Annotated in this window: 27 protein-coding genes; 12 read left to right on the top strand and 15 right to left on the bottom strand. The window is 70.3% G+C overall.

Translation table 11 applies throughout. From position 1 onward, the window contains the following. Nucleotides 1-23: 23 nt before the first annotated feature. From F4556_RS18665 to F4556_RS18650, 4 genes are all read right to left on the bottom strand, one after another. Complete coding sequence (locus F4556_RS18665; protein ID WP_184917298.1) at nucleotides 24-1,676, bottom strand: GDSL-type esterase/lipase family protein; 1,653 nt, start codon at nucleotides 1,674-1,676, stop codon at nucleotides 24-26. Nucleotides 1,677-1,760: 84 nt separating this feature from the next. After that, nucleotides 1,761-3,227, bottom strand: a complete 1,467-nt coding sequence (locus F4556_RS38290) for a CHAP domain-containing protein (protein WP_246511043.1) — start codon at nucleotides 3,225-3,227, stop codon at nucleotides 1,761-1,763. Nucleotides 3,228-3,360: 133 nt separating this feature from the next. Beyond that, nucleotides 3,361-3,675 carry a hypothetical protein gene (locus F4556_RS18655; protein WP_184917295.1) on the bottom strand — a complete coding sequence of 105 codons (315 nt, stop codon included), beginning with the start codon at nucleotides 3,673-3,675 and terminating at the stop codon, nucleotides 3,361-3,363. After that, nucleotides 3,668-3,814 carry a hypothetical protein gene (locus F4556_RS18650; RefSeq protein WP_184917292.1) on the bottom strand — a complete coding sequence of 49 codons (147 nt, stop codon included), beginning with the start codon at nucleotides 3,812-3,814 and terminating at the stop codon, nucleotides 3,668-3,670. The genes F4556_RS18655 and F4556_RS18650 overlap by 8 nt, the downstream gene beginning before the upstream one ends. Before the next feature lie 377 nt (nucleotides 3,815-4,191). On the opposite strand from F4556_RS18650, the gene F4556_RS18645 reads away from it, so the two are divergent. From F4556_RS18645 to F4556_RS18630, 4 genes are all read left to right on the top strand, one after another. Further along, a complete protein-coding gene (locus tag F4556_RS18645; protein ID WP_184917289.1) occupies nucleotides 4,192-5,163 on the top strand; it encodes a LuxR C-terminal-related transcriptional regulator in 972 nt (323 codons plus the stop codon). A 926-nt stretch (nucleotides 5,164-6,089) separates the two neighbouring features. After that, complete coding sequence (locus F4556_RS18640; RefSeq protein ID WP_030918248.1) at nucleotides 6,090-6,293, top strand: cold-shock protein; 204 nt, start codon at nucleotides 6,090-6,092, stop codon at nucleotides 6,291-6,293. A 365-nt stretch (nucleotides 6,294-6,658) separates the two neighbouring features. After that, complete coding sequence (locus tag F4556_RS18635) at nucleotides 6,659-8,200, top strand: DEAD/DEAH box helicase (protein ID WP_184917286.1); 1,542 nt, start codon at nucleotides 6,659-6,661, stop codon at nucleotides 8,198-8,200. 80 nt (nucleotides 8,201-8,280) lie between these two features. After that, a complete protein-coding gene (locus tag F4556_RS18630; RefSeq protein ID WP_184917283.1) occupies nucleotides 8,281-8,661 on the top strand; it encodes a CBS domain-containing protein in 381 nt (126 codons plus the stop codon). A 112-nt stretch (nucleotides 8,662-8,773) separates the two neighbouring features. On the opposite strand, the gene F4556_RS18625 is transcribed toward F4556_RS18630, so the two are convergent. Next, entirely contained in the window at nucleotides 8,774-9,055 is a 282-nt protein-coding gene (locus tag F4556_RS18625) for a helix-turn-helix domain-containing protein (protein WP_184924792.1), read from the bottom strand. 1,028 nt (nucleotides 9,056-10,083) lie between these two features. Between F4556_RS18625 and F4556_RS18620 the strand changes: the two genes are divergently transcribed. Beyond that, nucleotides 10,084-10,662: a DUF5994 family protein gene (locus tag F4556_RS18620; protein ID WP_184917280.1), complete on the top strand. Its 579-nt coding sequence runs from the start codon at nucleotides 10,084-10,086 to the stop codon at nucleotides 10,660-10,662. 35 nt (nucleotides 10,663-10,697) lie between these two features. On the opposite strand, the gene F4556_RS18615 is transcribed toward F4556_RS18620, so the two are convergent. Beyond that, a complete protein-coding gene (locus tag F4556_RS18615) occupies nucleotides 10,698-10,877 on the bottom strand; it encodes a hypothetical protein (RefSeq protein ID WP_184917277.1) in 180 nt (59 codons plus the stop codon). A 352-nt stretch (nucleotides 10,878-11,229) separates the two neighbouring features. On the opposite strand from F4556_RS18615, the gene F4556_RS18610 reads away from it, so the two are divergent. Continuing rightward, nucleotides 11,230-12,720 (top strand): sigma-70 family RNA polymerase sigma factor, encoded by a 1,491-nt coding sequence (locus F4556_RS18610; protein WP_184917274.1) that lies wholly within the window; start codon nucleotides 11,230-11,232, stop codon nucleotides 12,718-12,720. A 166-nt stretch (nucleotides 12,721-12,886) separates the two neighbouring features. Beyond that, complete coding sequence (locus F4556_RS18605; RefSeq protein WP_184924789.1) at nucleotides 12,887-15,253, top strand: non-reducing end alpha-L-arabinofuranosidase family hydrolase; 2,367 nt, start codon at nucleotides 12,887-12,889, stop codon at nucleotides 15,251-15,253. 64 nt (nucleotides 15,254-15,317) lie between these two features. Here the strand turns inward: F4556_RS18605 and F4556_RS39735 are convergent, their stop codons facing one another. Next, the gene (locus F4556_RS39735) at nucleotides 15,318-15,449 is read right to left on the bottom strand and encodes a VOC family protein (protein ID WP_376775722.1); all 132 of its coding nucleotides are present in this window, start codon (nucleotides 15,447-15,449) and stop codon (nucleotides 15,318-15,320) included. A 114-nt stretch (nucleotides 15,450-15,563) separates the two neighbouring features. Between F4556_RS39735 and F4556_RS38285 the strand changes: the two genes are divergently transcribed. Continuing rightward, nucleotides 15,564-15,980 (top strand): MarR family winged helix-turn-helix transcriptional regulator, encoded by a 417-nt coding sequence (locus F4556_RS38285; protein WP_313068356.1) that lies wholly within the window; start codon nucleotides 15,564-15,566, stop codon nucleotides 15,978-15,980. 29 nt (nucleotides 15,981-16,009) lie between these two features. Here F4556_RS38285 and F4556_RS18590 read toward each other — a convergent pair whose 3' ends face one another. The 5 genes from F4556_RS18590 to F4556_RS18570 all read right to left on the bottom strand — a co-directional run bounded on the left by F4556_RS18590 (nucleotide 16,010) and on the right by F4556_RS18570 (nucleotide 19,308). Further along, nucleotides 16,010-16,423: a PIN domain-containing protein gene (locus F4556_RS18590; RefSeq protein WP_184917268.1), complete on the bottom strand. Its 414-nt coding sequence runs from the start codon at nucleotides 16,421-16,423 to the stop codon at nucleotides 16,010-16,012. After that, the gene (locus F4556_RS18585; RefSeq protein WP_184917265.1) at nucleotides 16,405-16,689 is read right to left on the bottom strand and encodes a hypothetical protein; all 285 of its coding nucleotides are present in this window, start codon (nucleotides 16,687-16,689) and stop codon (nucleotides 16,405-16,407) included. Before F4556_RS18585 ends, F4556_RS18590 begins: the two co-directional genes overlap by 19 nt. Before the next feature lie 116 nt (nucleotides 16,690-16,805). Continuing rightward, entirely contained in the window at nucleotides 16,806-17,927 is a 1,122-nt protein-coding gene (locus tag F4556_RS18580) for a hypothetical protein (protein WP_184917262.1), read from the bottom strand. Nucleotides 17,928-17,952: 25 nt separating this feature from the next. After that, complete coding sequence (locus F4556_RS18575; RefSeq protein ID WP_184917259.1) at nucleotides 17,953-18,252, bottom strand: hypothetical protein; 300 nt, start codon at nucleotides 18,250-18,252, stop codon at nucleotides 17,953-17,955. 96 nt (nucleotides 18,253-18,348) lie between these two features. Further along, nucleotides 18,349-19,308, bottom strand: coding sequence for a D-2-hydroxyacid dehydrogenase family protein (locus tag F4556_RS18570; protein ID WP_184917256.1), 960 nt, complete (start codon nucleotides 19,306-19,308; stop codon nucleotides 18,349-18,351). A 204-nt stretch (nucleotides 19,309-19,512) separates the two neighbouring features. Here F4556_RS18570 and F4556_RS18565 point away from each other — a divergent pair, with 204 nt between their 5' ends. Then, the gene (locus tag F4556_RS18565; RefSeq protein WP_184917253.1) at nucleotides 19,513-20,505 is read left to right on the top strand and encodes a GlxA family transcriptional regulator; all 993 of its coding nucleotides are present in this window, start codon (nucleotides 19,513-19,515) and stop codon (nucleotides 20,503-20,505) included. 73 nt (nucleotides 20,506-20,578) lie between these two features. After that, nucleotides 20,579-21,199 carry an isochorismatase family protein gene (locus F4556_RS18560; protein ID WP_184917250.1) on the top strand — a complete coding sequence of 207 codons (621 nt, stop codon included), beginning with the start codon at nucleotides 20,579-20,581 and terminating at the stop codon, nucleotides 21,197-21,199. A gap of 62 nt (nucleotides 21,200-21,261) precedes the next feature. Here F4556_RS18560 and dacB read toward each other — a convergent pair whose 3' ends face one another. The 3 genes from dacB to F4556_RS18545 all read right to left on the bottom strand — a co-directional run bounded on the left by dacB (nucleotide 21,262) and on the right by F4556_RS18545 (nucleotide 24,094). After that, nucleotides 21,262-22,842, bottom strand: a complete 1,581-nt coding sequence (gene dacB, locus F4556_RS18555) for a D-alanyl-D-alanine carboxypeptidase/D-alanyl-D-alanine endopeptidase (RefSeq protein ID WP_184917247.1) — start codon at nucleotides 22,840-22,842, stop codon at nucleotides 21,262-21,264. A gap of 143 nt (nucleotides 22,843-22,985) precedes the next feature. Continuing rightward, the gene (locus tag F4556_RS18550) at nucleotides 22,986-23,576 is read right to left on the bottom strand and encodes a helix-turn-helix domain-containing protein (protein WP_184917244.1); all 591 of its coding nucleotides are present in this window, start codon (nucleotides 23,574-23,576) and stop codon (nucleotides 22,986-22,988) included. A gap of 44 nt (nucleotides 23,577-23,620) precedes the next feature. Continuing rightward, nucleotides 23,621-24,094: a MarR family winged helix-turn-helix transcriptional regulator gene (locus F4556_RS18545; RefSeq protein WP_184917241.1), complete on the bottom strand. Its 474-nt coding sequence runs from the start codon at nucleotides 24,092-24,094 to the stop codon at nucleotides 23,621-23,623. Nucleotides 24,095-24,197: 103 nt separating this feature from the next. Here F4556_RS18545 and F4556_RS18540 point away from each other — a divergent pair, with 103 nt between their 5' ends. Further along, complete coding sequence (locus F4556_RS18540) at nucleotides 24,198-25,043, top strand: NAD(P)H-binding protein (RefSeq protein WP_184917238.1); 846 nt, start codon at nucleotides 24,198-24,200, stop codon at nucleotides 25,041-25,043. A 12-nt stretch (nucleotides 25,044-25,055) separates the two neighbouring features. Then, entirely contained in the window at nucleotides 25,056-25,454 is a 399-nt protein-coding gene (locus F4556_RS18535) for a MarR family winged helix-turn-helix transcriptional regulator (RefSeq protein WP_184917236.1), read from the top strand. Nucleotides 25,455-25,479: the final 25 nt, after the last annotated feature.

Genomic DNA, 25,479 nt, shown 5'->3' with positions numbered 1-25,479 from the left:
TTCGTCGTTCACGGCCCCTCGGTTCAGCTGGTGAAGGAGGCGGTGATGCCGAGGGAGTCGGCGCCGCCGGCCGGTTCGGCCCAGCCGGTCCAGTTCCCGGTGTTGTAGTCACCGTCGCGTTCGACGATGCGGTTGTCGCGGTCGACGGCGAAGACGTGGTTGACGTTGTTGGCGGCAGCGCTGGCGATGCGCTTGAGTCCGTTGCCACCCATGTTCGTCCACGAGGTCCAGGTGCCCTTGGCGAAGTTGCCTTCGGCGTTGTACCAGTTGCCGTCCGTGCGGATGACGCCCAGGTGGACGGTGTCGCCGCTCGCCGAGGCGGTCACGTCCGTAGCGGTGCTGCCGCCGACCGGGCCGGCCGGCGTCCAGCGGTTCCACGCGCCGGTGTTGTAGTCAGCGTCGAGTTCCTGGAGCCGGCTGTTGCCGTCGATGGCGAAGAGGTGGTTGACGTTGTCGGTGGTTGCCGCGCTGGCCAGTCGCTTGAGGTCGGTGCCGCCGTGGTCGGTCCAGCCGTTCCAGCCGCCGCCGTTGTAGTCGCCGTCGGAGTTGTAGAGGTGTCCATCGGTGCCGATGACGGCCAGGTGGACAGTGCTGCCGCAGGATGAGGCGGTGATGGCAGCGGCGGCGACCGGGGCACCGGTCAGCGGGAACCAGCCCGACTGGGTTCCGGTGGCGTAGTCGACGTCCTTCTCGTGGATCCGCCCGTCACCGTCGATCGCGTAGACGTGGTTCACCCGACCGGTCGCGGCGGCGGCCACCTCCTTGATCCCCCTCGCGTCCAGGTCGCTCCAGCCGCTCCAGCCCACCGCCGAGTAGTTGCCCTCGGCGTTCTTCAGACCGGAGCCGGACGTGATGTTCACCAGGTGGACGGTGTTCGGCGGCAGCGGCGGGTTCGACGGCGAGGAGCTCCCGGTGAACCAGCCCGCGGTGTAGGCCTGGTCCAGCGGGGTGAAGAAGTTCTGCGCCAGCCGGGCGTAGCCGGGGTCGTTCGGGTGGAGGCCGTCGGCCATCTGTGCCGGGTGGGCCGCGTCCGCCTGGTTGGTGGGAGTCAGCGCAGGTGCATCGACGAACTCGAAGTGCCGGCCGGCCAGCTGTTCGACGGTCTCCAGCTGCTTGAGTCGGCTGTTGTATTGGGCGACCGACTCGGTCAGGCCCTGGTAGCTCCAGCCGGGCGTGGTCGGGACGAGGCCCTGCATGATGACCGTGACACCCGGCCGGTCGGCGAAGATCTGGTCGACGAGGAGCGTCGCGCGGTCTGCGGCGTGGGTCACGTCGAGGTTCTGGTTGAGGTCGTTGATGCCGATGTGCAGAAGGACGGCATCGGGCTGGGCGGCCGAGAGCCAACTGTCGACCCCGTTGCGGATCTGCTCGATGGTGGAGCCGGGGTGGCCCTCGTGGTCCGGGTCGGCCATCATGCCGCGCTGCTGGGCACCGACGAAGTCCACGGCGTAGCGGTTCTGGCCGGCGACCAGGTTCCGCAGCGGCAGCCGGTAGCCCCCGCCGGTGCAGCTGCCCTGACCGTAGGTGATCGAGTCGCCCAACGGCATGACCCGGACGGTCCGCGGTGCGACTGCGGCGGCGGCAGCGTCGGCGGCGGCGGCCGTTGCCGGGGTGGCGGTGGCTCCGGCCGCCAGCAGCAGAGCGGCGGCGGCGCCGAGGGTGGTGAAGCGGTTCACGGGATCTCCAGGTTCGGCCGGGATGGGCACCTGCCCGCCGACGGCTCGGTCGAGCCGTCGGCGGGCAGGTTCGGCACTTCGCGGTCAGGCGCCGGGCGCCACGGTGATCTGCTGGAAGCCGGCGGTGTTGTCCACCTGGCTGAAGCCGCTCCAGCTGCCGGCGGTGTAGTTGCCGGCGTTGTCGTAGACGCGGTTGTCCGCACCGATCGCGTACAGGTGCACGGTGTTGCCGAGGGCGACGGAGGCGATCTGGTTGAAGCCGGCGGCGTTGTCCACCTGGCTGAAGCCGCTCCACTTGCCGGCGGAGTAGTCGCCGTTGTCGCCGTAGATCCGCTTGTCGGAGCCGATGGCGAAAAGGCGGACGGTGTTTCCGGTGGCCGAGGCCGTGATCTGGCTGAAGCCGGCGGTGCTGTCCACCTGGCTGAAGCCGCTCCAGCTACCGGTGGCGTAGTCGCCGTTGTCGCCGTAGACGCGGTCGTCGGAGCCGATCGCGTACAGGTGGACGGTGTTGCCGGTGGCGGCTGCGGTGATCTGCTTGAAGCCGGCGGTGTTGTCCACCAGCTTGAAGCCGCTCCAGCTGCCGGTGGTGTAGTCGCCGTCGTTGCTGTAGACGCGGTCGTCGGAGCCGATGGCGTACAGGTGCACGGTGTTGCCCGTGACGGCGGTGGTGATCTGCTTGAAGCCGGCGGCGTTGTCCACCAGCTTGTAGCCGTTCCAGCTGCCGGCGGCGTAGTTGCCGTCGTTGCTGTAGACGCGGTCGTCCGAACCGATCGCGAACAGGTGCACGGTCGTGCCGACGGTCGCGGCGGCGGTCTTCTTGAAGCCGGCGGTGTTGTCCACCATGTCGTAGCCGCTCCACTTGCCGGCCGCGTAGTCGCCCTCGTCGTTGTAGATGCGGTTGTCCGAGCCGAGGGCGAACAGGTGGGCGGTGGTGGGAACGGTCGCGGCGGGCGGCGTCGTGGGCGCGGTGTTGTCGCTGCCGCCGATGGGCGAGGCGTAACCGCTGATGCGCATGCCGTAGTAGGAGCTGTAGCCGACCGCGCCGCTGAACTTCGAGGACTGGCGGACGTGCGAGGTCGAGGCATAGGTGCCCCTGATGCCGCCTTCGTTGCCGCCGATGGTGGTGATGGTGCCGTCGGTGTTGACCGAGGCCACGATCGCGACGTGGGAGGCCCAGCCGGCGGCGTAGTTGAACACCACGGCGTCACCGACGTGCGGGGTGCTGTGCAGACCGCCGTTGTACTGGGCGAAGCTGCCCGCGCCGGCGGTCAGGCCGGTGACGTTGACGCCGCTCTGCGACCAGACCCACTTGGCGAAGTCCGCGCACCAGTTCTCGGGCGAGCCGGCGTCGCCGGTGCAACTGCTGTAGAAGCCCGTGCCGCCCGCGCTGTTGGTGGAGCAGGCGCCGTCGCCGATGTTGGCCTGGGCGATGTTGACGATCGACGAGCCGACCGACGCCGAGGCGCTCTGCGCGCCGAGCACCATCGAGACGGGCAGGAAGGCGGAGGCGGTGGCGAGGGCGGCGATGCGGCGGATAGCGGGCTTGGACATGGGGATTCTCCTGTGGGAGGGCACACGGGTGCCGTTGCGGGACGGCACGCGGGTGCCGTGGAGTGACGTGCGAGTGCGCGGAGTGTTCACGCGGAGGCTGTGACCAGGCTGTCGGACGAGCGCCGGACCGGGGTCAGGCGGAGGGGTCCGGCAACAGGAACTGGTGCCGCAGCGAAGGTGAGGCCTGGTGGCTGCGGGCGATCAGGGCGGTGGCTCGCTGGAGAGGGCAGTGCGTGCCAGGGGTGTCCGGATCGGAGGTGAGGAGGTAGAGCAGGAGGTCGATGCGGTTGTCCTCACTGCGGGCGGATACGTGCTGGAGTCCGTCGTCGGGAAGGGCGTGCGCCCACACGGCGCCGAGGACTTCGGCCGCTTCGCCGGGCGCTGGTGCCACGGCGGGGTGTCGGCGGTGCAGGCTGGTGTAGACGATCTCCACCGGTGGCTCAGCCACCCCAGCCGAGGCTGTCGGAGCTCTGGACGGTGACCGGGACCGGCGCGGCCGTGACGGCGACGGCGGCGGGTGCGACGACGAGTGCACTCAGGGCGACGGCGAGGACCGCGGCGGCCTGGGCAATACGGGTGCTGATCACGGGAGTGGTCCTTTGCTCTGTCGGGATGGCGAGGGAGATTTCCGGCGTGCGTCCCGCGGTTGACGCCTCGTCCGGCTGCCGTTCGGGTTGCTTCCCTGCCGGCGATCAATAGCTTCGCCGCCCACCGGTACCCCTGGAAAGGGCCTACGGCTGTCGCCAACCGGACAGTCCGACTCCAGACAGCCAACCATGTCCATGCCACGTCCTTTCAGGCGTGGGGCGGCCGGAGTGATGTGGAGGCGCAGAGTTGCCCGGCATATGCCGCGAGCTGCAACGAAGGGCGCTTAACGGATCTTGAAGCGGTTCCGTCGCCCTGGAAGGATGCGCATGTCATCGCCACATTCCGGCGGTGGGACCACGACACCGGGGGGATCGTCATGTTGGAGGCACTGGGCCTGTCGGCCACGGGGGCTGTGGTCTACCGGGCCATGCTCGACCACCCCGGACACGGCGTGGATGAGATCGCCGCGCAGTGCGCCCTTTCTCCCACGCAGGTCCACGACCACCTCGACGAGCTCGCCGGCCTCATGCTGGTGCGCGCGTCCGCCGACCATCCCGGACGGATGCGCGCCATCGACCCCGAGGTCGGCCTCGCCGACATGCTCGCCCGCCAGGAAGCCGAACTCGCGGCCCGCCAGGCCCGCCTCGCCGCCTCCCGCGCCGCCGTCACCCGCATGGTCGCCGACCGCGCCGAACACCGCGCCACCCATGGCGAACACCTCCTGGGCATGGACGCGATCCACGCCCGCCTCGAACAGATGGGCCACTCCACCACCAGCGAGGTCCTCAGCAGCCAGCCCGGCAACCAGCGCCCGGAGGATCTCACCGCCAGCCGCCCCGCGGACGCCAAGGTCCTGGCCCGTGGCGTCACCATGCGCACCCTCTATCAGGACTCCACCCGCCACCAGCCCCACGTCACCACCTACGCCCACTGGCTGCTCAGTCAGGGCAGCGAGGTCCGTACCGCGCCGGCGATCCCCCAGCGCATGGTCATCGTCGACCGTGCCCAGGCCCTCGTCCCCATCGACCCCGCCGACAACCGCAAAGGCGCGCTTCACGTCACAGAGCCCGGCATCCTCCACGCCCTGCTCGACCTCTTCGAGCAAGCCTGGAACACCGCCGTCCCGCTCGGCGCAGCCCAGCCCGACGACCCGGCCACCGGACTCACCCCCACCGAACGCGAGCTGCTGCGCCTGCTCGGCACAGGACTCACCGACGACGCGGCAGGACAGCGCCTGGGCATCTCCTCCCGCACCGTCGGCCGCCACATGGCGTCCATCATGGAACGCCTCGGTGCCGCCAGCCGCTTCGAAGCAGGCATCAAAGCCGCCCACAAGGGCTGGCTCTGACGCCCAGGCCTCACTTCGCCCGTCGCCGGGCCATACAACGCGCTGGGCCACCGTGGCAGCTCTGGTCTCAGTTCTGGTCTCATTCACCCCCGTCCAGCCCGGCTCAACGCTCCAGCGGCGACTTGCTCCGCCGCAGCTCAGAACGGGTACGGATCCCGGCGGACGGCGTTCGGGAGAATTGGAAAGCGTGTTGGGATAAAACCCGCACGAGTTCGAATCTCGTATCCTCCGCCTGTACGAAGGCCCCGACCGCCCAGCGGTCGGGGCCTTCGTCGTACCGTCCCCCTCAGTCCTGGCCCCGGCCGGAAGCCTGGGCCTCGTACGGCGTCCTGAGCCCGGTCCGACGGCGAAGTGCTTGCGCGGTGTTCTGCTCCGCCCCTCGAAGGGACCGGCCGGCAAAGGACAGCGGACCGGTCCAGATTTCGCCGAGCGTGAGCCGGAAGGTACGAGAGCGGGAATTCCGAAGGATTCGAGCTTCCAGGCCGACTGGACCCCCGTGCGCACCGTACGGAATTCTCCGGACCGGAGAGCCGGGAGTGCGATACGCCGCCCGTGCGGGGCCGCCACGGCGAGGCAGGGCTCCGCAACCGCGCAAGTCACCCTCCCCGGGGAGTCATCGGCAGTGGCAGCGCATGAAGCCCAACTACCGTGCCAGCAAGGCATGTTGATGGACGCGACGGCGCGGCGGACTGCCGCTCCAGGTGAGCCACCGAGAAACCGAAGGCAAAATATCCCACCATTGTGAGCCCCGGCCTGCTATCGTCGTCGTAGTTGCAGTAGTGGTCCCCATGAACCTTGTGTGCGCCTGCTGATGTGTCGCAGGCGCATTTTTTGTTTCCCGGCTCTTTCCCCGGGTGGGTGCTCGTCACGGCGACTCGAAGTCCGCACTGTGCGGGTTTTGGACTGTCCTTTGAAGGAGATTTTTTATGGCTAATGGCACTGTGAAGTGGTTCAACGCGGAAAAGGGCTTCGGCTTCATCGAGCAGGAGGGTGGCGGTCCTGACGTGTTCGCCCACTACTCGAACATCAACGCCAACGGCTTCCGTGAGCTGCTCGAGGGCCAGAAGGTCGAGTTCGACGTCACGCAGGGCCAGAAGGGCCCGCAGGCCGAGAACATTCGTCCGCTGTAGTTTTCCTGCCCCGGCACCCGCCTGGCAGCGAGGGGCCCGCACCGCGTACACGCCCGGTGCGGGCCCCTCGGCATTGCTCCACGATCGACCCCGGGCCGTTCAGGCCCCCTGGCTCCGCCACCGGCAGCCGTCCCCACGCGAGCAGTACAGCGCCGCGTCCGGATCGGTGCCCTGCCGTGAGATCTCACGGTTCGAGGATCTTCGCTCCCGCCCTCTGCGGTGAGCGCCGACCTGAGGTGACGTGCCGCACGGTTTCACCGTCCACGCCCCGCTCCCCCACACTTTCGGCCCGTTCCCCTGTGACCTCCTGCCGGCGCCCCGCGCTGCGGAGCCTCCGCGCGACGTGCCGCCCAGGAAGGTTGCCCATGAACCGCTCCAGTCGCTCCTCCTACCAGAACGCCAGCTCCCGCTCCGCCGCGTCCTCCCGCTCCGGTGGCGGCGCCGGCTCCAGGTCCCGCTCCGGCGGCAGCTCCTTCTACGGCGACCGCCCGGCCGGCGGCGGGCGTTCCTCCGGCCGGAACGGCCGTCAGAACTCGTCCCCGCAGGGCGAGTTCGCGATGCCGGTGAGCACCACCCCGGCACTGCCGCCGGTCGAGTCCTTCGAGGAGCTGGACATGCCGAAGGCACTGCTGTCGGTGCTGACCCGCCAGGGCGTCACCTCGCCGTTCCCGATCCAGGCCGCCACGCTGCCCAACTCGCTGGCCGGCCGCGACGTGCTGGGCCGGGGCCGCACCGGCTCCGGCAAGACCATCGCGTTCGGTCTCGCCGTCCTGGCCCGCACCGCCGGACAGCGCGCCGAACCCCGCCGCCCGCTGGCCCTGATCCTGGTCCCCACCCGTGAGCTGGCCCAGCAGGTCACCGAAGCCCTCACCCCCTACGCCCATGCGGTGCGGCTGCGGATGGCGGCCGTGGTCGGCGGGATGTCGATCGGACGCCAGGCACAGGCGCTCAACCGCGGCGCCGAGATCGTCGTCGCCACCCCCGGCCGGCTCAAGGACCTGATCCAGCGCGGCGACTGCCAGCTGGACGGCGTCGGCATCACCGTGCTGGACGAGGCCGACCAGATGGCCGACATGGGCTTCCTGCCGCAGGTCACCGAGCTCCTCCAGCAGGTCGCCGAGGGCTGCCAGACGATGCTGTTCTCCGCCACCCTGGACCGCAACGTCGACCGCCTGGTGCGGACCTTCCTCAAGGACCCGGTCACCCACTCGGTCGACCCGTCCGCCGGAGCGGTCAGCACGATGGAGCACCACGTGCTCCAGGTCCAGCACGCCGACAAGAACGCCACGATCGCCCACATCGCCTCCCGGGACGGCGGGGTGATCATGTTCATCGACACCAAGCACGGCGCGGACCGCCTGGTCCAGGACCTGCTCGCCAACGGGGTGAAGGCCGCGGCCCTGCACGGCGGCAAGTCCCAGCCGGAGCGCACCCGCACCCTGGAGCAGTTCCGCAACGGCCAGGTGACCGCGCTGATCGCCACCAACGTCGCCGCCCGCGGCATCCACGTCGACGGACTCGACCTGGTGGTCAACCTGGACCCGCCGAACGACCACAAGGACTACCTGCACCGGGCCGGCCGCACCGCCCGGGCCGGCGAGTCCGGCACCGTCGTCACCCTGGTGCTGCCCAACCAGCGCCGCGAGATGGCCCGCATGTTGACCACCGCCGCCATCACCCCCGCCTCCTCCGTCCGGGTCCACTCCACCGACGAGGAACTGGCCCGCATCACCGGCGCCCGGGTCCCCACCGGCATCCCCACGGTGATCGCCGCCCCCGTCGTCGAGCGTCCGAGCCGCAGCGCCTCCTCGAACCGCAACCGTCGCCGCCGCCCCACCACCGTTCGCGGCACTCAGTCCGCCGACAACCGCCGCGCAGCGCCCAGTCGTATCGCCCTTGCCGCGTAGCCGAGCACAGGTGCCCCGCTCCGCCACGCGGAGCGGGGCACCTGTCGTCACCGACGAGACCGACACGAAGGAACCCGCCCGTGAGCCTCACTCTCGAACAGCCGGTCGCCACCGCCACGGTCGGCGACCTCATGCAACACCCCGAGCTGCAGATCAGTGACGATGCCATGGCCGACACAGCGATGGACGTCCTGCTCAGTTCAGGCGCGGAGCACCTCCTGGTCCGTGACGAGGACGGCCGCTGCGCCGGCCTGCTCACCCGCCTGCACCTGGCACCGTTCCAGGCCCGCTCCTGGTACACCGAACGCACCCCGGTCCGCGACATCCTCCACGACCGTGCCCCGTTCGCCACCGCCGACATGCCCGCGGCCTCGGCGGTCGCCGCCATGCGCGCCCGCGGCCTCGACGCATGGCCGGTCATCGACCACGACGGCCACGCCATCGGCCTGTTCGCCTCGTAGGACGGCAAGCCCGAACCACCGACACCGCGGGTCTGCGGAGGCAGGGCAGGGCAGGGCAGGAAAACAACAGCACACCCCTGCCTCGCGCGGACAGGCGGACGGCGCCGGGCGGTCAGGTGTCGGCGGCTGCCTGGGGGTCGTTGTTCGACCGGCGGAGTTGTTCGTTGATGCGCAGGGCCTCTTCGAGTTGGTCTTCGAGGATGACGATGCGGCAGGCGGCTTCGATCGGGGTGCCCTGGTCGACGAGGTCGCGGGCACGCATCGCGATGCGCAGTTGGTACCGGGAGAAGCGGCGGTGTCCGCCCTCGGACCGTAGTGGGGTGATGAGGCCCTGATCGTCGAGGGCCCGTAGGAAGCCGGCGGTGGTGCCGGTCATCTCGGCGGCGCGGCCCATGGTGTAGGCGGGATAGTCGTCATCGTCGAAGGAGCTGACGGCGTCTGGGGTGTCCGGTCGGTTGGTGGTCGTGGTCACTGCACCTCTTCATGTGGGGTTCGGGGACGCGTGGAGGGGCCCCGGCGCCATTGCGGCTCCGGGGCCCCGAAGGGGAACTTCACCATCTACCGGCCCTGGGCCGGTCCTTGTGTCCGCAACTCCTCGGGGGAGGAGGACTGCGGGGATCGCGTATGCGTGACCGGAAACCACCGTCCTTCGTGCTTTGAGGGGTCTGCGGTGTCCGCCCGGACGAAACTGCTGCCTCACGGGCCGGGCGATCCTGATGGCGCTTGCGCCCTCCGTTCTTCCTCTGCGGACATCCTGCGAACTGCTGGAATTTCGGTACTGCCAACTGCTGGTACTACGTACTGCCTGATTCCCGGCACGCGCGCCCGCAGTCCGGCGCCTTTGCTGAGACCTTGCGTACTGCAACCGCTGGTGACTGCGATTCAACTTCACCGGTACCAACTGCGATACCGCTGGTCGGCAGCCCCTGATCACTGCGGGCCGCCCGGCCCGGTCGCCGGTCCTGTCGCCGTCCTGCACCAACCCTGGCTTCAGAACCCCACAACCGCGCCGACCTGCGAACTTCCGGTACTGCTCCCGCCAGTTCGTGTCTGGCGGGTACCGCTGACTGCTGGCTACGAGAGAAACACTAACCACGCCCCAGGCCAATGTCTACTCCAGCCAGCACAGATTTTTCGGCGTCCGCAGGGAAGGTAGTCGTCGGTGCGCGTGCGGGACGAAAGACACCGCGCGTGACCAGGGACAACGCGCAGGAGGGTGAACAGTGGAACGGATCCGGGACATGTCGACGGCTCGCACGCCCGTCCCCCATACGCAGGCATCCCTGCCGGCCGCCCTCGCGAGAGTAGCCTGGGCATCACCGAAGGCACTTCGTATGCCGGCACCGGACACTGGCGTCGTCTCCGGCGGATGGCGATCCCGGACCCGGCCCCTGGGGCGGTCCCGGAGACAGGCCCTTGATCATGACTGTGATCCTCGATCGTGCAACGGCACCGACCGCACCCGAATCCACCGTGCGGCTCTCCATGACGCCCGACGGCGCGCGGGCCGGTCGGCTGGACGGGGCCTGGTGGCCCCGGTCGCGTGATCTTCTTCTCGAACTCCCCTCCCTCGCCGCCGAGCTCGACGAGCGGTGGGGCCGGGTCACCCGGATCACCGTGAACCCCGCCCAGTGGCCGGTCATCCCCCAGCGGATCCCGGTCGCGGGGCACACCGTCCACGCCGGCTGGTTCACCACCGAGCAGGACGAGCACACGATCATGGTCTGCTCGTACGCCCCGCACCGGCTGAACCTATTGGTCGTCCCGCCGCAGACGGATACCGCCGATGCCGCCCGGCTGATGACCGAGGCCGCCGACCCCGCGAACACCAGGACCGCGAGCTCCCTGCTCGCTCCGGAGACGGACGGCGGTGCGGCCCAGCCGCAGCCAGGTTCCGACTTCCTGCCGTCGGCCGTCGCACCTTCCGACGGCGTCGGTGACGCCGACGGGCGAGCGGACCTCGCCCGAAGCCGGGCCGCCGCCTGGCCGGCATCCGCGTAACCGGCGGACGCCCCGTCCGTCCGGGGCCGGGTGTGTCACTCGCGTGACCACTCGGTCTGGGCCTGCGGCTCGCCAACAGCATCGGCCCCTTCCCAGAGGCGAATCCTGACCGCCCGGGGGCTGGGAGCAGGCCGGGAGAGCGTGCGCACGAACACGTCCCGCAGGTGGTTCGCCGCCCGCTGGGGCGGCCCGTCGTACTCCAGCGGGTTCTGCATGGGAGCACCGTCCTGCCGGGACCAGTGGCCATCGTCATCCTGGGTATCCAGAACCCAGCGGTACTGCCCCATCGTGGCCTCCTGTGACAACGATCCTGCCCGGAACACGACCGTATGAGGCGGACGGGCCAACGGCGACCGGGGGATCGGCGCACACCCCGCTCGGGCTCGCCCCCGGTCCACATCTGCGCGGTGACGAGCCCATGACTCATGGCGTCGATCGTGGCCACGTGCAGGATGTCGCCGTCGTCGCCTGGCTGGGCACAGGCTTGGGCCGCGTACCTTGCCGACGCTAGGGTGTGGCGCCGTACTCGGCGGATCGCTCGCCTGACGGAGGTGGGGGATGGGGCACATGGATGCGGACCACGCGGAGCTGGTCGTCGCGGCGCAGGCCGGTGACGACCGGGCGCGCGAGGAACTGATCGCCGCGTACCTGCCGTTGCTCTACAACATCGTCGGGCGGGCGCTGGGCGGGCATGCCGACGTCGACGACGTCGTCCAGGAGACCCTGCTGCGGGTGGTGCGCGACCTGCCTGCCCTGCGTGCCCCGGAGAGCTTCCGGTCCTGGCTGGTGTCGATCACGCTCCGGCAGATCAACACCCACTGGCACCGGCAACGCGCCAGCGCCGACCGGACCACGGTCATCGACGAGGCGTGCCAGCTACCGGACGCCGGCGCCGAGTCCGAGGACGTGACGATCCTGCGGCTGCACGTGTCGGACGAGCGCCGTCGAGTCGTCGAAGCCCGCCGGTGGCTCGACCCGGACCATCAGGCGCTGCTGTCGCTGTGGTGGCAGGAGTGCGCCGGCTCACTGAGCCGTGACGAGATCGCCGCCGCGACGGGGCTGACGGTCGCTCACGTCGGGGTACGCGTACAACGCATGCGCGAGCAGCTGGAACTGAGCCGGACGATCGACGCCGCGCTGCAGGCCGATCCGCGCTGTCCGCAGTTGGACGAGACCGTCGCCGGCTGGGACGGCCGCCGTGCCTCGGTGTGGCGCAAGCGGATCGCGCGGCACACCCGCGACTGCCCGGTCTGCATGGCGGCGACGACGGCGGAACGGGTACCGGCCGAACGACTGCTCCTCAGCCTCGCGCCGCTGACCGTACCGGCCGGACTCTTCGCCGCGCTGGCCGCCAAGGGCCTGCTGTCGGGTACGGCCGCGAGCGCCGTCGGCACGGCGACAGGGGGAAGCGCTCTGCACGGTTCGCTGATCGGCAAGTTCTCTGCGCTGACCGCCCATCCGGTGGTGAGCCTCGCCACCGGCGCGGTGCTCGTCGCCGGGACCGTCACCTACGCGGCCTGGCCCGAACCGGAGCATCGGGCACCGGGTGTCGTCGCCGCTCCCCCCACCTCGGCCGGACCGGCCCCGGTGAGTCCGTCCGCCGTCGCGGCCACCGTTCCGCTGGGCGCGCAGTCGCTGGTGGCCGTCGACGACCCCAACCTCTACCTCACGTATGCCGGCGACTTCGCGACGCTCGGCCCGGTCTCCGCGTCCAGCAACGCGCAGACCCGGCAGCGGGCCACCTTCACGGTCGTCGAGGGGGTGGCCGACCCACGGTGCGTCACCTTCCGCGCCGCCGACGGCCGTTATCTGCGCCATCGGGACCTGCGGCTGCGGCTGAGCACCGACGACGGCAGCGAACTGTTCCGTGAGGACGCCACCTTCTGTCCCCGGCCCGGGGCGGTCGCCGACTCGGTGACCCTGCGGGCGCACAACTATCCGGGCTCGGTCCTCCGCCACCGCGACGGTGGCATCTGGCTCGACGGCTCCGACGGCACGCGGGCCTTCGCCGGCCAGGCTTCGTTCTTCGTACGCGGGGCCAAGACGCTCCAGCAGTGATCAGGGCGGCACAAATTTTTCGTTACGGGCCCGCAGGTTCGGGAGCCTCCACTTCAGGAGGCGGGTTTCCCGGCTTCCTCCGTTGACGTATCCCCTGACGAAAGCGCCTTCAATGACGCGACACACCGATGAACCCCAGGTGACCGGTACCCAGGAACGGCCTCGCCTGAAGGGCCTGCACCGGCTCAGCCGGCGTCGCCGGAACTGGACGATAGGACTGTCGGCAGCCGCCGTGGTGGCCGGTGTCGTGCCGCTCCTCCCCAACTTCGCCGGAGCCGCGGTCCTGAGTACGCAGGCGGCCCCCTCCGGCAGGTACTTCGGCACCGCAGTGGCCGCCGGCCGGCTCGGCGACTCGACGTACGCCGCGATCGCGGACCGGGAGTTCAACATGATCACCCCGGAGAACGAGATGAAGTGGGACGCCATCGAGCCGTCCCGCGGCAACTTCAACTTCGGTGCCGCCGACCAGATCGTCAACCGTGCCGTGGCAAAGGGGCAGCGCATGCGCGGCCACACCACGGTCTGGCACTCGCAGCTCCCGTCCTGGGTCAGCTCGATCGGCGACGCGAACACGCTGCGCAGCGTGATGAACAATCACATCACCACCGAGATGACCCACTTCAAGGGCAAGATCTACGCCTGGGACGTGGTCAACGAGGCGTTCGAGGACGGTGGCAGCGGCAAGCACCGCAGCTCGGTGTTCCAGAACGTGCTGGGCAACGGCTTCATCGAGGAGGCGTTCCGCACCGCCCGGTCGGCCGACCCGGCAGCCAAGCTCTGCTACAACGACTACAACATCGAGAACTGGTCGGACGCCAAGACCCAGGGTGTCTACAGCATGGTCAAGGACTTCAAGTCCCGCGGCGTGCCGATCGACTGCGTCGGCTTCCAGAGCCACTTCAGCGCCGCCGGCCAGCCGTCCAACTTCCAGACCACCCTGTCCAACTTCGCCGCCCTGGGCGTCGATGTCCAGATCACCGAGCTGGACATCGCCCAGGCGTCGGCCACCAACTACGCCAACGCGGTCAACTCCTGCCTGTCCGTGGCCCGTTGCACCGGCATCACGGTGTGGGGCATCCGGGACAGCGACTCCTGGCGCGGCGGCGAGAACGCGCTGCTGTTCGACAACAACGGCAAGCCCAAGGCCGCCTACACCGCCGTCATGAACGCCCTCAAGGCCGCCCCCGGCACCGGCACCGGCGGGAGCGGGAGCGGGGAGATCAAGGGCGTCGCCTCCGGCCGTTGCATCGACATCAACGGCTTCTCCAAGACCAACGGCACCCAGGCGCAGCTGTGGGACTGCAACGGGCAGACCAACCAGCGCTGGGCCTACACCGCCGGCAAGCAGCTGATGGTCTACGGCAACAAGTGCCTGGAGGCCAAGGGCACCGGCAACAGCACTGCGGTGGTCATCGGGGACTGCACCGGTGGCGCCGGTCAGCAGTGGACCGTCAACTCCAACGGCACGATCGCCGGTGTCCAGTCCGGGCTGTGCCTCGACGCCGTCGGCGCGGGCACCGGCAACGGGACCAAGATCCAGCTGTACTCCTGCTGGACCGCCGACAACCAGAAGTGGACCGGCCTGACCGGGACGCCGACCCCGACGCCGACCTCCACCGGCGGCGCCTGTGCCCTTCCGTCGACGTACCGGTGGAGCTCGACCGGCGCACTCGCGCAGCCCGCGAACGGCTGGGCGTCGGTGAAGGACTTCACCAACGCCGTGTACAACGGCAAGCACCTGGTCTACGCGTCGAACGTGAACGGGTCGTCGTACGGGTCGATGGCGTTCGCCCCCTTCACCAACTGGTCCGACATGGCGTCCACCGCCCAGACCGGGATGAGCCAGGGCGCGGTGGCGCCCACGCTGTTCTACTTCGCGCCCAAGAACATCTGGGTGCTGGCCTACCAGTGGGGCGCGTGGCCGTTCATCTACCGCACCTCCAGTGACCCCACCAACCCCAACGGCTGGTCCGCGCCGCAGCCGCTGTTCACCGGCAGCATCCCCAACTCCGGCACCGGCCCCATCGACCAGACCCTCATCGCCGACGACCAGAACATGTACCTGTTCTTCGCCGGCGACAACGGCAACATCTACCGCGCCAGCATGCCCATCGGGAACTTCCCCGGCAGCTTCGGCTCCTCCTACACCACGATCATGACCGACACGACGGCCAACCTGTTCGAGGCACCGCAGGTCTACAAGGTCAAGGGCCAGAACCAGTACCTCATGATCGTCGAGGCTCGGGGTACGAATGAGCAGCGCTACTTCCGCTCGTTCACGGCCACCAGCCTGAACGGCTCCTGGACCCCGCAGGCCGCCACCGAGAACAACCCCTTCGCCGGCAAGGCCAACAGCGGCGCCACCTGGACCAACGACATCAGCCACGGCGACCTGGTCCGCAACAACCCCGACCAGACCATGACCATCGACCCCTGCAACCTCCAGTTCCTCTACCAGGGCAAGGCCCCCAACGCGGGCGGCCCCTACGACAAGCTGCCGTACCGGCCGGGTGTCCTCACCCTGCAGCGCTGACTGCCTGATCCGCGGCAATCCCCGGGAGGTACCCCGGCCGTGCATCGGCTGGGGTACCGCCCGGTCAGCCTTCGTGGGTGGTGATGGCGTAGCCCTCGGGGCCGACGAAGGTGAACATCCTGCCGAACGGACCGTCCTCGGGGGCCTTGACGATGGGGACCCCGGCGGCATGGAGCCGGTCGTGCAGCGCCTGCACGCCAGTGGCCCGGAACCACAGGGCGACCCCGAGACCCGGTCGCTGGACGGCGTCGAGATCCACGCCCGGCAGCGGCACGATGGGACACCCTCCAGCCAGGCCCCGGCCGCCGACGTGACCGAGCGCCTGGGCTACCGCCTCAAGCGCGCCGCCGCCGCACTGCGCGGCGCGATGGAGAGAGCACTGCGCGAGCACGACCTGACGGTCCCGCAGTACGCCTGCCTCGAACACCTCGACCAGCACCCCGGCCTGTCCAACGCCGAACTGGCCCGCCGTACCTTCGTCACACGGCAGTCCATGAACGTCGTCCTGCGCGGACTACAAGACGCCGGCCTCATCACCCGACCGGCCACCACCGACCGCGGCCGCGCCCTGCCCGCCCACCTCACCGAAGAGGGCCACCGCCGCCTCGCCGCGGCACGCGCCGTCGTCTACGCCATCGACCAGCGCATGACCGACGCCGTCCCGGAGCAACGCCTCGCCCAACTCCTCGCCGACCTCGACCAGATGGCGGCGGCATTCGACGGCTGAGAACGGCCGTGCGTCGAGCCTCGATGGGCTCAGACAGCCACGAGCCGCACACGATCACCGCAGAGCTTGGTCATGTCGTCGATGTCCGAAGTCAGCAGGACGATCGGCCGCTGCTGCCGCAGTGCCATCTCGGCCACCGCCGCGTCGATCGCGTACTTGTGGCCGTGAAGACCTGCGGCGATCAGCATCGCGGACGCCGCTCGGGCCTCCTCATCACCCACCTGAACGATCCGCAGCCCGGACAGAATCCATCGAAGACGTGCCTGGTCGGTACGGCTGTGCACGGCCTCGATGATGGTCATAGCGCTGATCGCCACCTCCATGCCTCGCTTCCGGGCCTCCGCGACCAGCGCGACGGCGGGCTCATGGTCGTTGAGCAGTTTGGAGAGACCCTCGGAGTCGAGCACCAAGGTGCCCTCGTGGCTCAGCTTGCGACGGGCCATCCGCCCTCCTCGGCGAAAACCTCGTCGAAGACCTGACGTGCCCGATCCTGCTCCGTTGCCGAGATCGGCCCCTTCCGGCGCTCATAGTCAGCCAGGTACTCATCCAGGATCTGACCACGCAGCTCGCGTTCGACGGCCGCAGCAATGAACGCCGAGAACTCGCGCTTGCCCACTCGTTGGCGGATCGCCTCGGCCGTACCTTCAGGCAGGGACAGGCTGACCCTTGTCGCCGGCCCCTCGCCGATGCCGTAGGGGATCTCAGTCATGGACCCAAGATTATCAAAGAAGTAGGAAAATCGAGCTCTGCGCACCGCCCTGTCGGTCCTCGAATCGCACGAAGGCCCCGACCGCCCGGCGGTCGGGGCCCTCGTCAGGCGGCCGGTCAGCCCGGGGAGGTCAGGGGGCCGGTGGTGCCCTTGACGTCGAAGTCCTGGGCGAGGCCGGTGGAGTGGAGGTGGGCGATGTCGGCCTGTTCGAGGTGGATCAGCGGGGTCTTGTCGAGGTCACGCCGGTGTTCGCTCGGGGTGCCCCAGTTGTAGCGTTTCTGCACTTCGACCCGGTAGGTGATGGTGCCGTGGTGCTTCTCGCCCACCAGGCGGTACTGGAAGTGGTTCAGCGCGTAGTACCAGTTGAGGCCGCCCTTGTCCTTGTCGGTGTCGGGCGCGCTGGGCTTCCACGGCGTGCTGAACGAGCCGTCGTGCTGCTTGTGCAGTTCGGCCAGTCTGAGCTTGACGTCGTTGCCGAAGGTGCTGGGCATGTCCTGCATCATCCGGGCCGGGTCGACCTGGTAGGGCTTGCCGCTGGCGCCCAGCCAGTGGTTCAGCAGGTCGGCGGCGTCCGGCAGCCCCATCTTGTACTGCAGGGCGAGCTCGACGGCCTTGAGTTTGCCCTCGGTGGTGTAGTCGCTCAGGTCGGGTGCGGACTGGTCGAACGCCCGGTTCTCGGTCTCGAAGTTGTCCTCGGTGCCGATCACCACCTTGAGGCTGAGCGCGAGCCACTCGTCGGCCTTCCGGGCCTTCTCCAGCAGTTCCTGCGCCGCCTGCTGCAACTGGGCGGCGTACTGGGCCCGTTCGGCCTCCGCCCGGACGGTCTCCGCCGAGGGGTTGGGGTCGGACGGCCGGCTCACCGTCGAGGACACCGTGCCGTCCGCCGCGACGGCCAGCCCGTGGCTTCCGGCCCGCCGCTCCAACTCCTTGGCCCGGCGGTTGAGTTCGCGCAGCCCTTGGAGCCCCTCCTCGCCGCCGTCGGTCATCTTCCGGGTGAAGCTGACCAGCCCTTCGACCTCCTTCGAGACGGCCTCGAGGCTGCCCCCGACCCGCCTGCAGTGCTGCACCGCCGCCTCGGCGTCCTTGCCGGTCCATCCACCGGCTGCCAGCGGGGCCGTCACCTGGCCCTCGAAGCCCGTACGGGTCTCGACCAGCCGGGTCATGATCGCCTGCCACTCCCCGATGAAGCGGTCCACGCTCCCCACGTCGAGCCGGACCAGCGCGTTGAAGTCCACCATCTCTGCTGCTCCCCGTCGGATCGCGTCAGCCGAACAGGCCGCGGAAGAACTCCACGATCCCGTTCTCGTGGTCGTCCCAATTCCCGCCGCTGTCGCGGAAGTTGTCGGCCACCTTGGACATCCGCTGCTCCAGCAGCTTGTTCAGGTCCTCCCAGCGGTCCGCCAGCTGGTCCAGGCTCCCCTTGAACTCCCAGCCCTCGGCCGCGCCGCTGAGCGCGTCGCACGCCGCCAGCCCCGGACCCCGCTGCTGCCCCAACTGCTCGGCGAACCGGTCGCAGTCGGCTCCCCGCTGCCGGAGCCAGTCGGGCGTCACCGAAACGGTCATGAATGTTCCCCTACGTCAGGCCGCTCCCCAGCGCGCGCTCATTCTGCCGCACCGCGAAACGTACTGACCAGGGCTCAAGTCTCAACGCAGGCAGGCTCAGCCGAGGCGGCGGAGCGGCGCGCCGGCCAGATAGGCCTCGATGTTCTCGACGGCCTGGCCGTAGTAGGTGCGGTAGTTGCGCTGGGAGACGTAGCCCAGGTGCGGGGTGGCCAGCAGTCGCGGCGCGGTGCGCACCGGGTGGTCGGCGGGCAGCGGCTCGATGTCGAAGACGTCCACACCGGCTCCGGCGATGCTGCCCGCGTGCAGGGCGGCGAGCAGGGCGTCCTGGTCGACCAGGGCCGCCCGCGAGGTGTTCACCAGGTAGGCGGTCGGCTTCATCAGGGCCAGCTCCGAGGCGCCCAGCAGGCCGCGGGTGCGGTCGCCGAGCACCAGATGCAGGGAGACGAAGTCGCTGGTCTCCAGCAGTTCCTCCTTGGACGCGGCGAGCTGGACCCCGGCCGCCTCCGCCCGCTCCTCGGTGAGGTTCTGGCTCCAGGCCGTGACCTCCATGCCGAAGGCGAGGCCGACCTGGGCCACCCGGCTGCCGATCTTGCCGAGGCCGAGCAGCCCGAGCCGACGGCCGTCCAGATCGGCACCGACGGTGGACTGCCAGGGCCCGCCGGCCCGCAGCGCGTTGTTCTCGGTGACGATGCCGCGGGCCAGGCCCAGCAGCAGCGCCCAGGTCAGCTCCACGGGCGGGGTGGAGGAGCTCTGCGTCCCGCAGACCGTGACGCCGTTGCGCTCGGCGGCCGCGTAGTCGATCACCGAGTTGCGCAGGCCGGAGGCGATCAGCAGGGTGAGCCGGGGCAGCCGGTCGAGCAGCGACGCGCGGAACGGGATGCGCTCGCGCAGGGTCACCGCGATGTCGAACTCCGCGAGGGCGGTGGCCAGTTCGTCCTCGGTGGCGAAGTGCTCGGTGAAGCTCACGACCTCCACCCGGTCCTGGACCGGGCTCCAGTCGGCCATCGTGCCGGCGGCGTTCTGGAAGTCGTCGAGCACGGCGCAGCGCAGCCGCATGTCAATCCTCTCGTCAGGGCCCATGGACGGGCGCGGCGTTGGGCGATGGCGCACCCGCTCTCCACCGTCCTCCGCCGACAGTACGGTGCTTTCGTCGCCGCCCGTCCAGCACCCGCCCTTGGGCATCGGACGCCCGAAGCGCATGTCCGGATCTGACAGGGAATCGTCATTGCGGCCATCGCCGACGGCGACCACGATAGGGGCATGCCCACTCCCCACCGCGTCGTGATCGCGGTCTTCCCCGACGTCGATCTGCTCGACGTGACCGGCCCGGCCGAGGTGTTCGCGCTGGCCAACCGGGAGACCGGTGGCCGGGCCGGTTACCAGGTCCGGCTGGCGGGGCCGACCGCCGGTGAGGTACGGACCTCGGCGGGGGTACGGCTGCTCACCGATCTGACGTTCGATCAGGTCGGGGGGCAGGTGGACACGCTGCTGGTGCCGGGTGCGGTGGAGCTGACCGAGGACGGCCCGGTCGCGAAGGTCGACCCGGCGGTGGTGGCGTGGGTCAGGGAGACCGCGCCGCACGCCCGGCGGGTGGCGTCGGTGTGTGTGGGCGCCCATGTGCTGGCGGCGGCCGGGCTGTTGGACGGGCGGACGGCGACCACGCACTGGTCGACGGCCGCCCAGCTGGCCGCCGACCATCCGTCCGTCACGGTCGACCCGGATCCGATCTTCGTCCGGACCGACCGCGGCCGACTCTGGACCGGGGCCGGGATCAGCGCCTGCCTGGACCTGGCGCTCGCCCTGGTGGCGGAGGACCAGGGCGAGGAGCCGGCCCTCGCGGTGGCCCGGCAGTTGGTGATGTACCTCAAGCGGCAGGGCGGCCAGAGTCAGTTCTCGGTGCCGCTCAGCCGCCCGGCCTCCGCCCGCCGCGACATCGACGAACTGCGGCTGTGGATCGCCGATCACCTCGACGAGGACCTGTCCGCGGCGGCCCTGGCGGCCCGGATGTGCCTGAGCGAGCGTCACTTCGCCCGGGTCTTCAAGCAGGAGACCGGCACCAGTACGGCCGACTACGTCCAGGCCGCCCGGGTGGAGGCGGCCCGCCGGCTGCTGGAGAGCACCGACTGTCCGCTGGAGCAGGTGGCCGGGGTCGCGGGCTTCGGCTCCGCCGAGACGCTGCACCGCGCCTTCCGGCGCCAGCTCGCCACCACTCCCGCCGCGTACCGCCGCCGCTTCCGCACCCAGACCGCCTGACCCACCCTCACATTCCCCACGGGCGAGCCGCCCGGCTTCGCCATGCCCGAAAGACGACCGAAAGGCCCGAAGAATGAGCACCGTCAGCCCTTCCAGCACCCTCCGCGACCTGAGCGGGCTGGACAACGAGCCGCCCCGGCTGAGCGACTCCGTCCTGATCATGATCGACTTTCAGAACACCTACCGCACCGGCGTGATGACCCTCGACGGCGCCGAGCAGGCCCTCGCCGCGGGCGCCCGGCTGCTGGCCCGGGCCCGGGCCGCCGGCACGCCCGTCGTCCACGTCCTCAACGACGGCGGCGAGGGCACCCCGTACGACATCCGCACGCAGATCGGCGCGATCAGCGACGAGGTCGCCCCGGTCGAGGGTGAGGCGGTCGTGGTCAAGCAGGTCCCCAACGCCTTCCACGCCACCGAGTTGGAGCAGGTCCTGACCGACCTGGGCGCCGCCCCGGGCAAGAAGGACCTGGTGCTGGCCGGGTTCATGACGCACATGTGCATCAGCTACACCGCCCAGGGCGCCTTCAACCTCGGCTACCGCTCGACCGTGGTCGCCGAGACCACCGCCACCCGTACCCTGACCGGCCCGGACGGCGGCCTGCTGCCCGCCGCCGCGCTGCAGGCCGCCGCCCTGACCACCATCGCCGACCTGTTCGGCGTCGTGGTCGCGACGGTGGACGACCTCCGGGCCTGACCCGCCGTGCACGCGAAGGCCCCGACCGCCGGACGGTCGGGGCCTTCGGCGTGCGCGGCGGGTCAGGCCGCCGCCTGCTCCTGGAGCAGGCCCGAGATCCGGGACAGGTCGTTGATGACGTCGAAGAAGCTGATGATGTCCGGGGTGGAGGCCCCGTTCACCGCCAGGTAGAAGGTGTGCAGCCGCCCGTGGCCCGCGTCGAGGTAGCCGCCGAGGGTCTCGCCGCCGACGGCCAGCCGCTGGTTGACCGCGTCGTACCCGACGACCGAGCCGGGCTTGGCCCACACCTTGCCCTTGCCCGGGCAGGTCGGGCAGCCCTCGCATGCGGTGGCGAGCGAGCCGTCCACGCCGAGGATCGGCTGCGCCTCGCGGAAGCGGTCCGCCTCCGGGGTGCCCTGCCAGTAGTGCAGGATCTCGTTCTCGACCCGCGGGGTGACCCGGTCGACGGGGTTGCCGCCGCGGCCGTCGAGCAGCTGCAGCTGGGTCGGGTCGATGCCGGCCTGCCGCAGGAAGCCGTTGAGCACCGGGAAGCCGCCGTCGCACTGGTGGCTGCCCGCCGTGACGGCCATCAGACAGATCGTCAGGTTCGCCCCGAGGTTGTGACTGACCTTCAGGATCAGCTTCCCGTACTCGGCGAAGACCGGGGAGACGTACGCGCCGACCCGCTGGGTGCCGTCGTACGTGGCGGGCAGCGCACCGACCGGGTTCGGTCCGGTCGGCGGCGCGGTGACGGTGACGCCCGCTCGGGCCAGCGCCTCGATCAGCGCCGTCCGGCCGAACGCGTCCGGGTCCTTGACCTGGGAGATCTTCAGGGTCGGCGGGGCGTCGGCGGCGATCGTGCCCGACAGCGTGATGTGGGTGCCGTCCGGCGAGGCCGTGACCGCGATGTCCGTGGTCCCGCCCGCGGCGACCGTCTGCACGGTCGACTCCACCTGGTACGGCGCGATCTGCGGCCGCCAGCTGAGCTGCGCGGGCTGCCCGGGGGCGGCCGGGGTGGTCAGCAGGTCGATCACGTTGTCGTTGATGATGAGCGGGTCCGGGCCGGGGTCGAGCCCCGGGGAGGTGGTGAAGAGCCGCGAGTCGATCGCGACGTCCCCCCGGATCTCGGTGAGGCCGGACGCGCGGACCTGGCCGGCGATCTCGTCCAGTCCGGCGAGCGGGTTCTCGGGGGTGAGGGTCGCGCCCGGGACGTCGTCCGCGTAGGTGTGGTCGATCGTGGTGAAGTCGACGCTGCCGTCCGGCTTGGTCCGGCCGCCCATGGTGAGGTCGCCCTGCGCGATCAGGACCAGCGAGCCGTTCAGGGCCGTACCGTCCCGGTCGCCGACGGCCTGCACCGGTGTGGTGAAGCGGTGGTCGCCGCCGAGGGTGTGCCAGGCGCCCGACACGCTGACCAGCTTGGCCGTCGAGCCGGGGATGAAGAACTGGTCGGCGTACCGCGAGTGGATCACCCGCCCGGTGGCCTCGTCGATCTCCAGCAGGCCCCACTGGGCGTGCTGGTAGGCCGGCTTGTTCATGATCGCCGCGATCTCCGGGCCGAATTCGTCGTACTGATCGGGCACCGGGCCCGCCGCACCGACGGTCATGGCCGTGGCCACCGCCGTGGTGAGGGCGGTGGCCAGCGTGCGCCAGCTTCGAGGGATCATGAACCCACCTGTTCCGGGCCGCGCGCCCGCTCCCTGACGGATACTCAGTGCCCGCAGACATACCGTGGCGAGGCCGGTGAACGAACGTCCTGACGAGCCGTTCACCCGCTTGCGCCGGATACTGCGGCCGACCGGGGCGCGGGTCAGTCGGCGCTCCGTGGCCTGGCCCGGACGTGCATCCGCTCGCCCTGGCGGCCGAACAGGCTGAGCACCTCGACCGGCCGCCCGTCCGCGCTGCCGAACCAGTGCGGGACCCGGGTGGGGAACTCCGCCACCTCGCCGGGGCCGAGCACGAAGTCGTGGTCGGCCAGGACCAGCCGGAGCCGCCCGTCCAGTACGTACATCCACTCGTAGCCCTCGTGGGTGCGAAGCTCCGGCTCGGCACCCCGGTCGGGGATGATCATCTTGTACGCCTGGAGCGGCCCGGGTGTCCGGGAGAGCGGCAGGAAGGTGCCCCCGTTCGCCAACTGCCGGGGCGCCAGCCGGACCCGGGGGTCGCCGACCTCGGGGGCGCCGACCAGGTCGTCCAGCGGCACCCGGTACAGCGCGGCGAGCGGCAGCAACAACTCCAGGTTGGGGCGGCGCCGGCCGGACTCCAGTCGGGACAGCGTGCTCTTGGAGATACCGGTGCTCTCGCAGACCGCGCCGAGGGTGAGGCCCCGGTCTGTCCGCAGCCGGCGGAGCCGGGGGCCGACCTCGTCGAGGACGGCTTGGTACGGCGCTGGGGTGTCCATCCGGGCATTCCACCCCCTCGTCCCGGAGACGGCAACAGATGTTGTCAGCGGTTCCGCAGGGCGTCCTGGCTGGCGACGTACTTCAGCATCAGCCGGGCGAACTCCAGGCGCTCGTCCTCGGGCCAGTCCGCGGTGATCGCCTCGAAGGCGGCGCGCTGGTGGCGGCGGAAACGGGCCATCAGTTCCCGGCCCTCGGGGCTGAGGTGAAGGACCGTCCGGCGGCCGTCCTGCTGGGAGGCGGCGCGGATCAGGTAGCCGGCCGAGATGCCGTCGGAGACCATCCGGCTGGCCACCGAAGGATCCACCCCCAGATGAGTGGAGACCGCGCCGACGGTGACCTCCCGGGGTTCGGGGTCCTGTTCGGCCTCCAGCACGATGTTGAGGACCAGGGTCCGGCTCAGGTCCTTCGGGGAAATCGGGTTCTCGACCTCCAGCAGCGAGGACCGCCGGAGCTTCCCGAAGGCCGGGCCCACGGTGTCCAGCAGCCGCTCGGAGGCGCTCGGCTCGCTCTTCGTCATGGGCCGATCATATCTGCATGACCCCGTGAATACATGTGTTGACACGAAAACGTGTGCATGCAAGCATGCATATGTCTTCACCAAGGAATGAACGGGGCACACCATGACCATCCTCATCACCGGCGCCCGCGGCAAGGTCGGCCAGGCCGTCCTCGCCGGCCTGCACGCCGCCGGTCACACCGTCCGGGCCGCCAGCGCCAAGCCCGCCGAGCTGACCGTCCCCGCGGGTGTCGAGGTCGCCGAGCTGGACCTCGGCCGGCCCGAGACCTTCGCCGCCGCGCTCCGGGGCGTCCGGCAGGTCTTCCTCTATCCCGAGCCCGCCGGCATCCACGAGCTGATCGCCGAGGCCGAGGCCGCCGGCGTCGAGCACGTCGTCCTGCTGTCCTCCTCCTCGGTGCTCGGCCCCGACCCGGAGCAGGACGCCCTGGCGAGCCACAGCCTGCAGGTCGAGCGCGCCCTGACCGCCTCCACACTCACCAGCACCTTCCTGCGCCCCGACGCCTTCGCCAGCAACGCGCTCGGCTGGGCGTGGTTCGTCGGCCAGGCCCAGCCGGTCCAACTCGCCTACCCGGACGCCGACATCGCGCCGATCCACCCGCTGGACATCGCCGACGTCGCGGTCGCGGCCCTGACCGGGGACACCCTCACCGGCCGCTCCGTCACCCTGACCGGCGCCGAGACCCTCACCTTCCGCGACCAGCTCGCCGTCCTGGCGGACACCGTCGGCCGGGAGATCCCGGTCGAGCGGATCACCCGCGCCGAGGCCGAGCAGCAGCTCGGCCGCTTCATGCCCGCGGTGATGGTCGCCGCGCTGCTCGACCTGTGGCAGGCCGCCGAACAGCAGCCCGCGGCCATCGCCGACACCACCGAGACCCTGCTCGGCCGCCCCGCCCGCACCTTCCGCCAGTGGGCCGCCGAGAACGCCGACGCCTTCACCGTGCAGCACTGAGGGAGACCCGCCATGAAACCCATCGGATACTGGCTCAACCGCACCGACCAGGCCCTCACCCGGCGGATGGACACCCTGCTGGCCGGGTACGGGCTCACCCGGATCGGCTGGCAGGTCCTGAACGTCGTCGCGGACGGCCCGCAGGTCGCCGACACCGACGTGCTGGCCCTGCTGGCCGCCAACGCCGACCCGGCCACCCTGACCGACGCGATCGGCACGGCCCTCGCCGACGGCTGGCTGACCCGGCCGGACCTGGACCGCCTCGCGCTCACCGCCGACGGCCGCACCCGGCTGGCCGCGGTGGCCGAACGGGTCGCCGTCTTCCGCGAGTTGTCGACCGCCGGAATCTCCCCCGAGGAGTACCGGACCGCCGTCGACGTCCTCGAACGGATGACCAGGAACCTGACCTGAACCCCGGCCCGCCGACACCGCTTCT

This window comes from Kitasatospora gansuensis (assembly GCF_014203705.1).
Lineage (GTDB): Bacteria > Actinomycetota > Actinomycetes > Streptomycetales > Streptomycetaceae > Kitasatospora > Kitasatospora gansuensis.
This window is presented reverse-complemented; position numbering and strand designations above follow the sequence as displayed.

Coding starts and splice junctions, on each gene's coding strand:
- F4556_RS38290 (WP_246511043.1), bottom strand. CDS start 3,227: ATGTCCAAGCCCGCTATCCGCCGCATCGCCGCCCTCGCCACCGCCTCC.
- F4556_RS18645 (WP_184917289.1), top strand. CDS start 4,192: ATGTTGGAGGCACTGGGCCTGTCGGCCACGGGGGCTGTGGTCTACCGG.
- F4556_RS18640 (WP_030918248.1), top strand. CDS start 6,090: ATGGCTAATGGCACTGTGAAGTGGTTCAACGCGGAAAAGGGCTTCGGC.
- F4556_RS18635 (WP_184917286.1), top strand. CDS start 6,659: ATGAACCGCTCCAGTCGCTCCTCCTACCAGAACGCCAGCTCCCGCTCC.
- F4556_RS18625 (WP_184924792.1), bottom strand. CDS start 9,055: ATGGGCCGCGCCGCCGAGATGACCGGCACCACCGCCGGCTTCCTACGG.
- F4556_RS18620 (WP_184917280.1), top strand. CDS start 10,084: ATGACTGTGATCCTCGATCGTGCAACGGCACCGACCGCACCCGAATCC.
- F4556_RS18615 (WP_184917277.1), bottom strand. CDS start 10,877: ATGCAGAACCCGCTGGAGTACGACGGGCCGCCCCAGCGGGCGGCGAAC.
- F4556_RS18610 (WP_184917274.1), top strand. CDS start 11,230: ATGGATGCGGACCACGCGGAGCTGGTCGTCGCGGCGCAGGCCGGTGAC.
- F4556_RS18590 (WP_184917268.1), bottom strand. CDS start 16,423: ATGGCCCGTCGCAAGCTGAGCCACGAGGGCACCTTGGTGCTCGACTCC.
- F4556_RS18585 (WP_184917265.1), bottom strand. CDS start 16,689: ATGACTGAGATCCCCTACGGCATCGGCGAGGGGCCGGCGACAAGGGTC.
- F4556_RS18580 (WP_184917262.1), bottom strand. CDS start 17,927: ATGGTGGACTTCAACGCGCTGGTCCGGCTCGACGTGGGGAGCGTGGAC.
- F4556_RS18575 (WP_184917259.1), bottom strand. CDS start 18,252: ATGACCGTTTCGGTGACGCCCGACTGGCTCCGGCAGCGGGGAGCCGAC.
- F4556_RS18570 (WP_184917256.1), bottom strand. CDS start 19,308: ATGCGGCTGCGCTGCGCCGTGCTCGACGACTTCCAGAACGCCGCCGGC.
- F4556_RS18565 (WP_184917253.1), top strand. CDS start 19,513: ATGCCCACTCCCCACCGCGTCGTGATCGCGGTCTTCCCCGACGTCGAT.
- F4556_RS18560 (WP_184917250.1), top strand. CDS start 20,579: ATGAGCACCGTCAGCCCTTCCAGCACCCTCCGCGACCTGAGCGGGCTG.
- dacB (WP_184917247.1), bottom strand. CDS start 22,842: ATGATCCCTCGAAGCTGGCGCACGCTGGCCACCGCCCTCACCACGGCG.
- F4556_RS18550 (WP_184917244.1), bottom strand. CDS start 23,576: ATGGACACCCCAGCGCCGTACCAAGCCGTCCTCGACGAGGTCGGCCCC.
- F4556_RS18545 (WP_184917241.1), bottom strand. CDS start 24,094: ATGACGAAGAGCGAGCCGAGCGCCTCCGAGCGGCTGCTGGACACCGTG.
- F4556_RS18540 (WP_184917238.1), top strand. CDS start 24,198: ATGACCATCCTCATCACCGGCGCCCGCGGCAAGGTCGGCCAGGCCGTC.
- F4556_RS18535 (WP_184917236.1), top strand. CDS start 25,056: ATGAAACCCATCGGATACTGGCTCAACCGCACCGACCAGGCCCTCACC.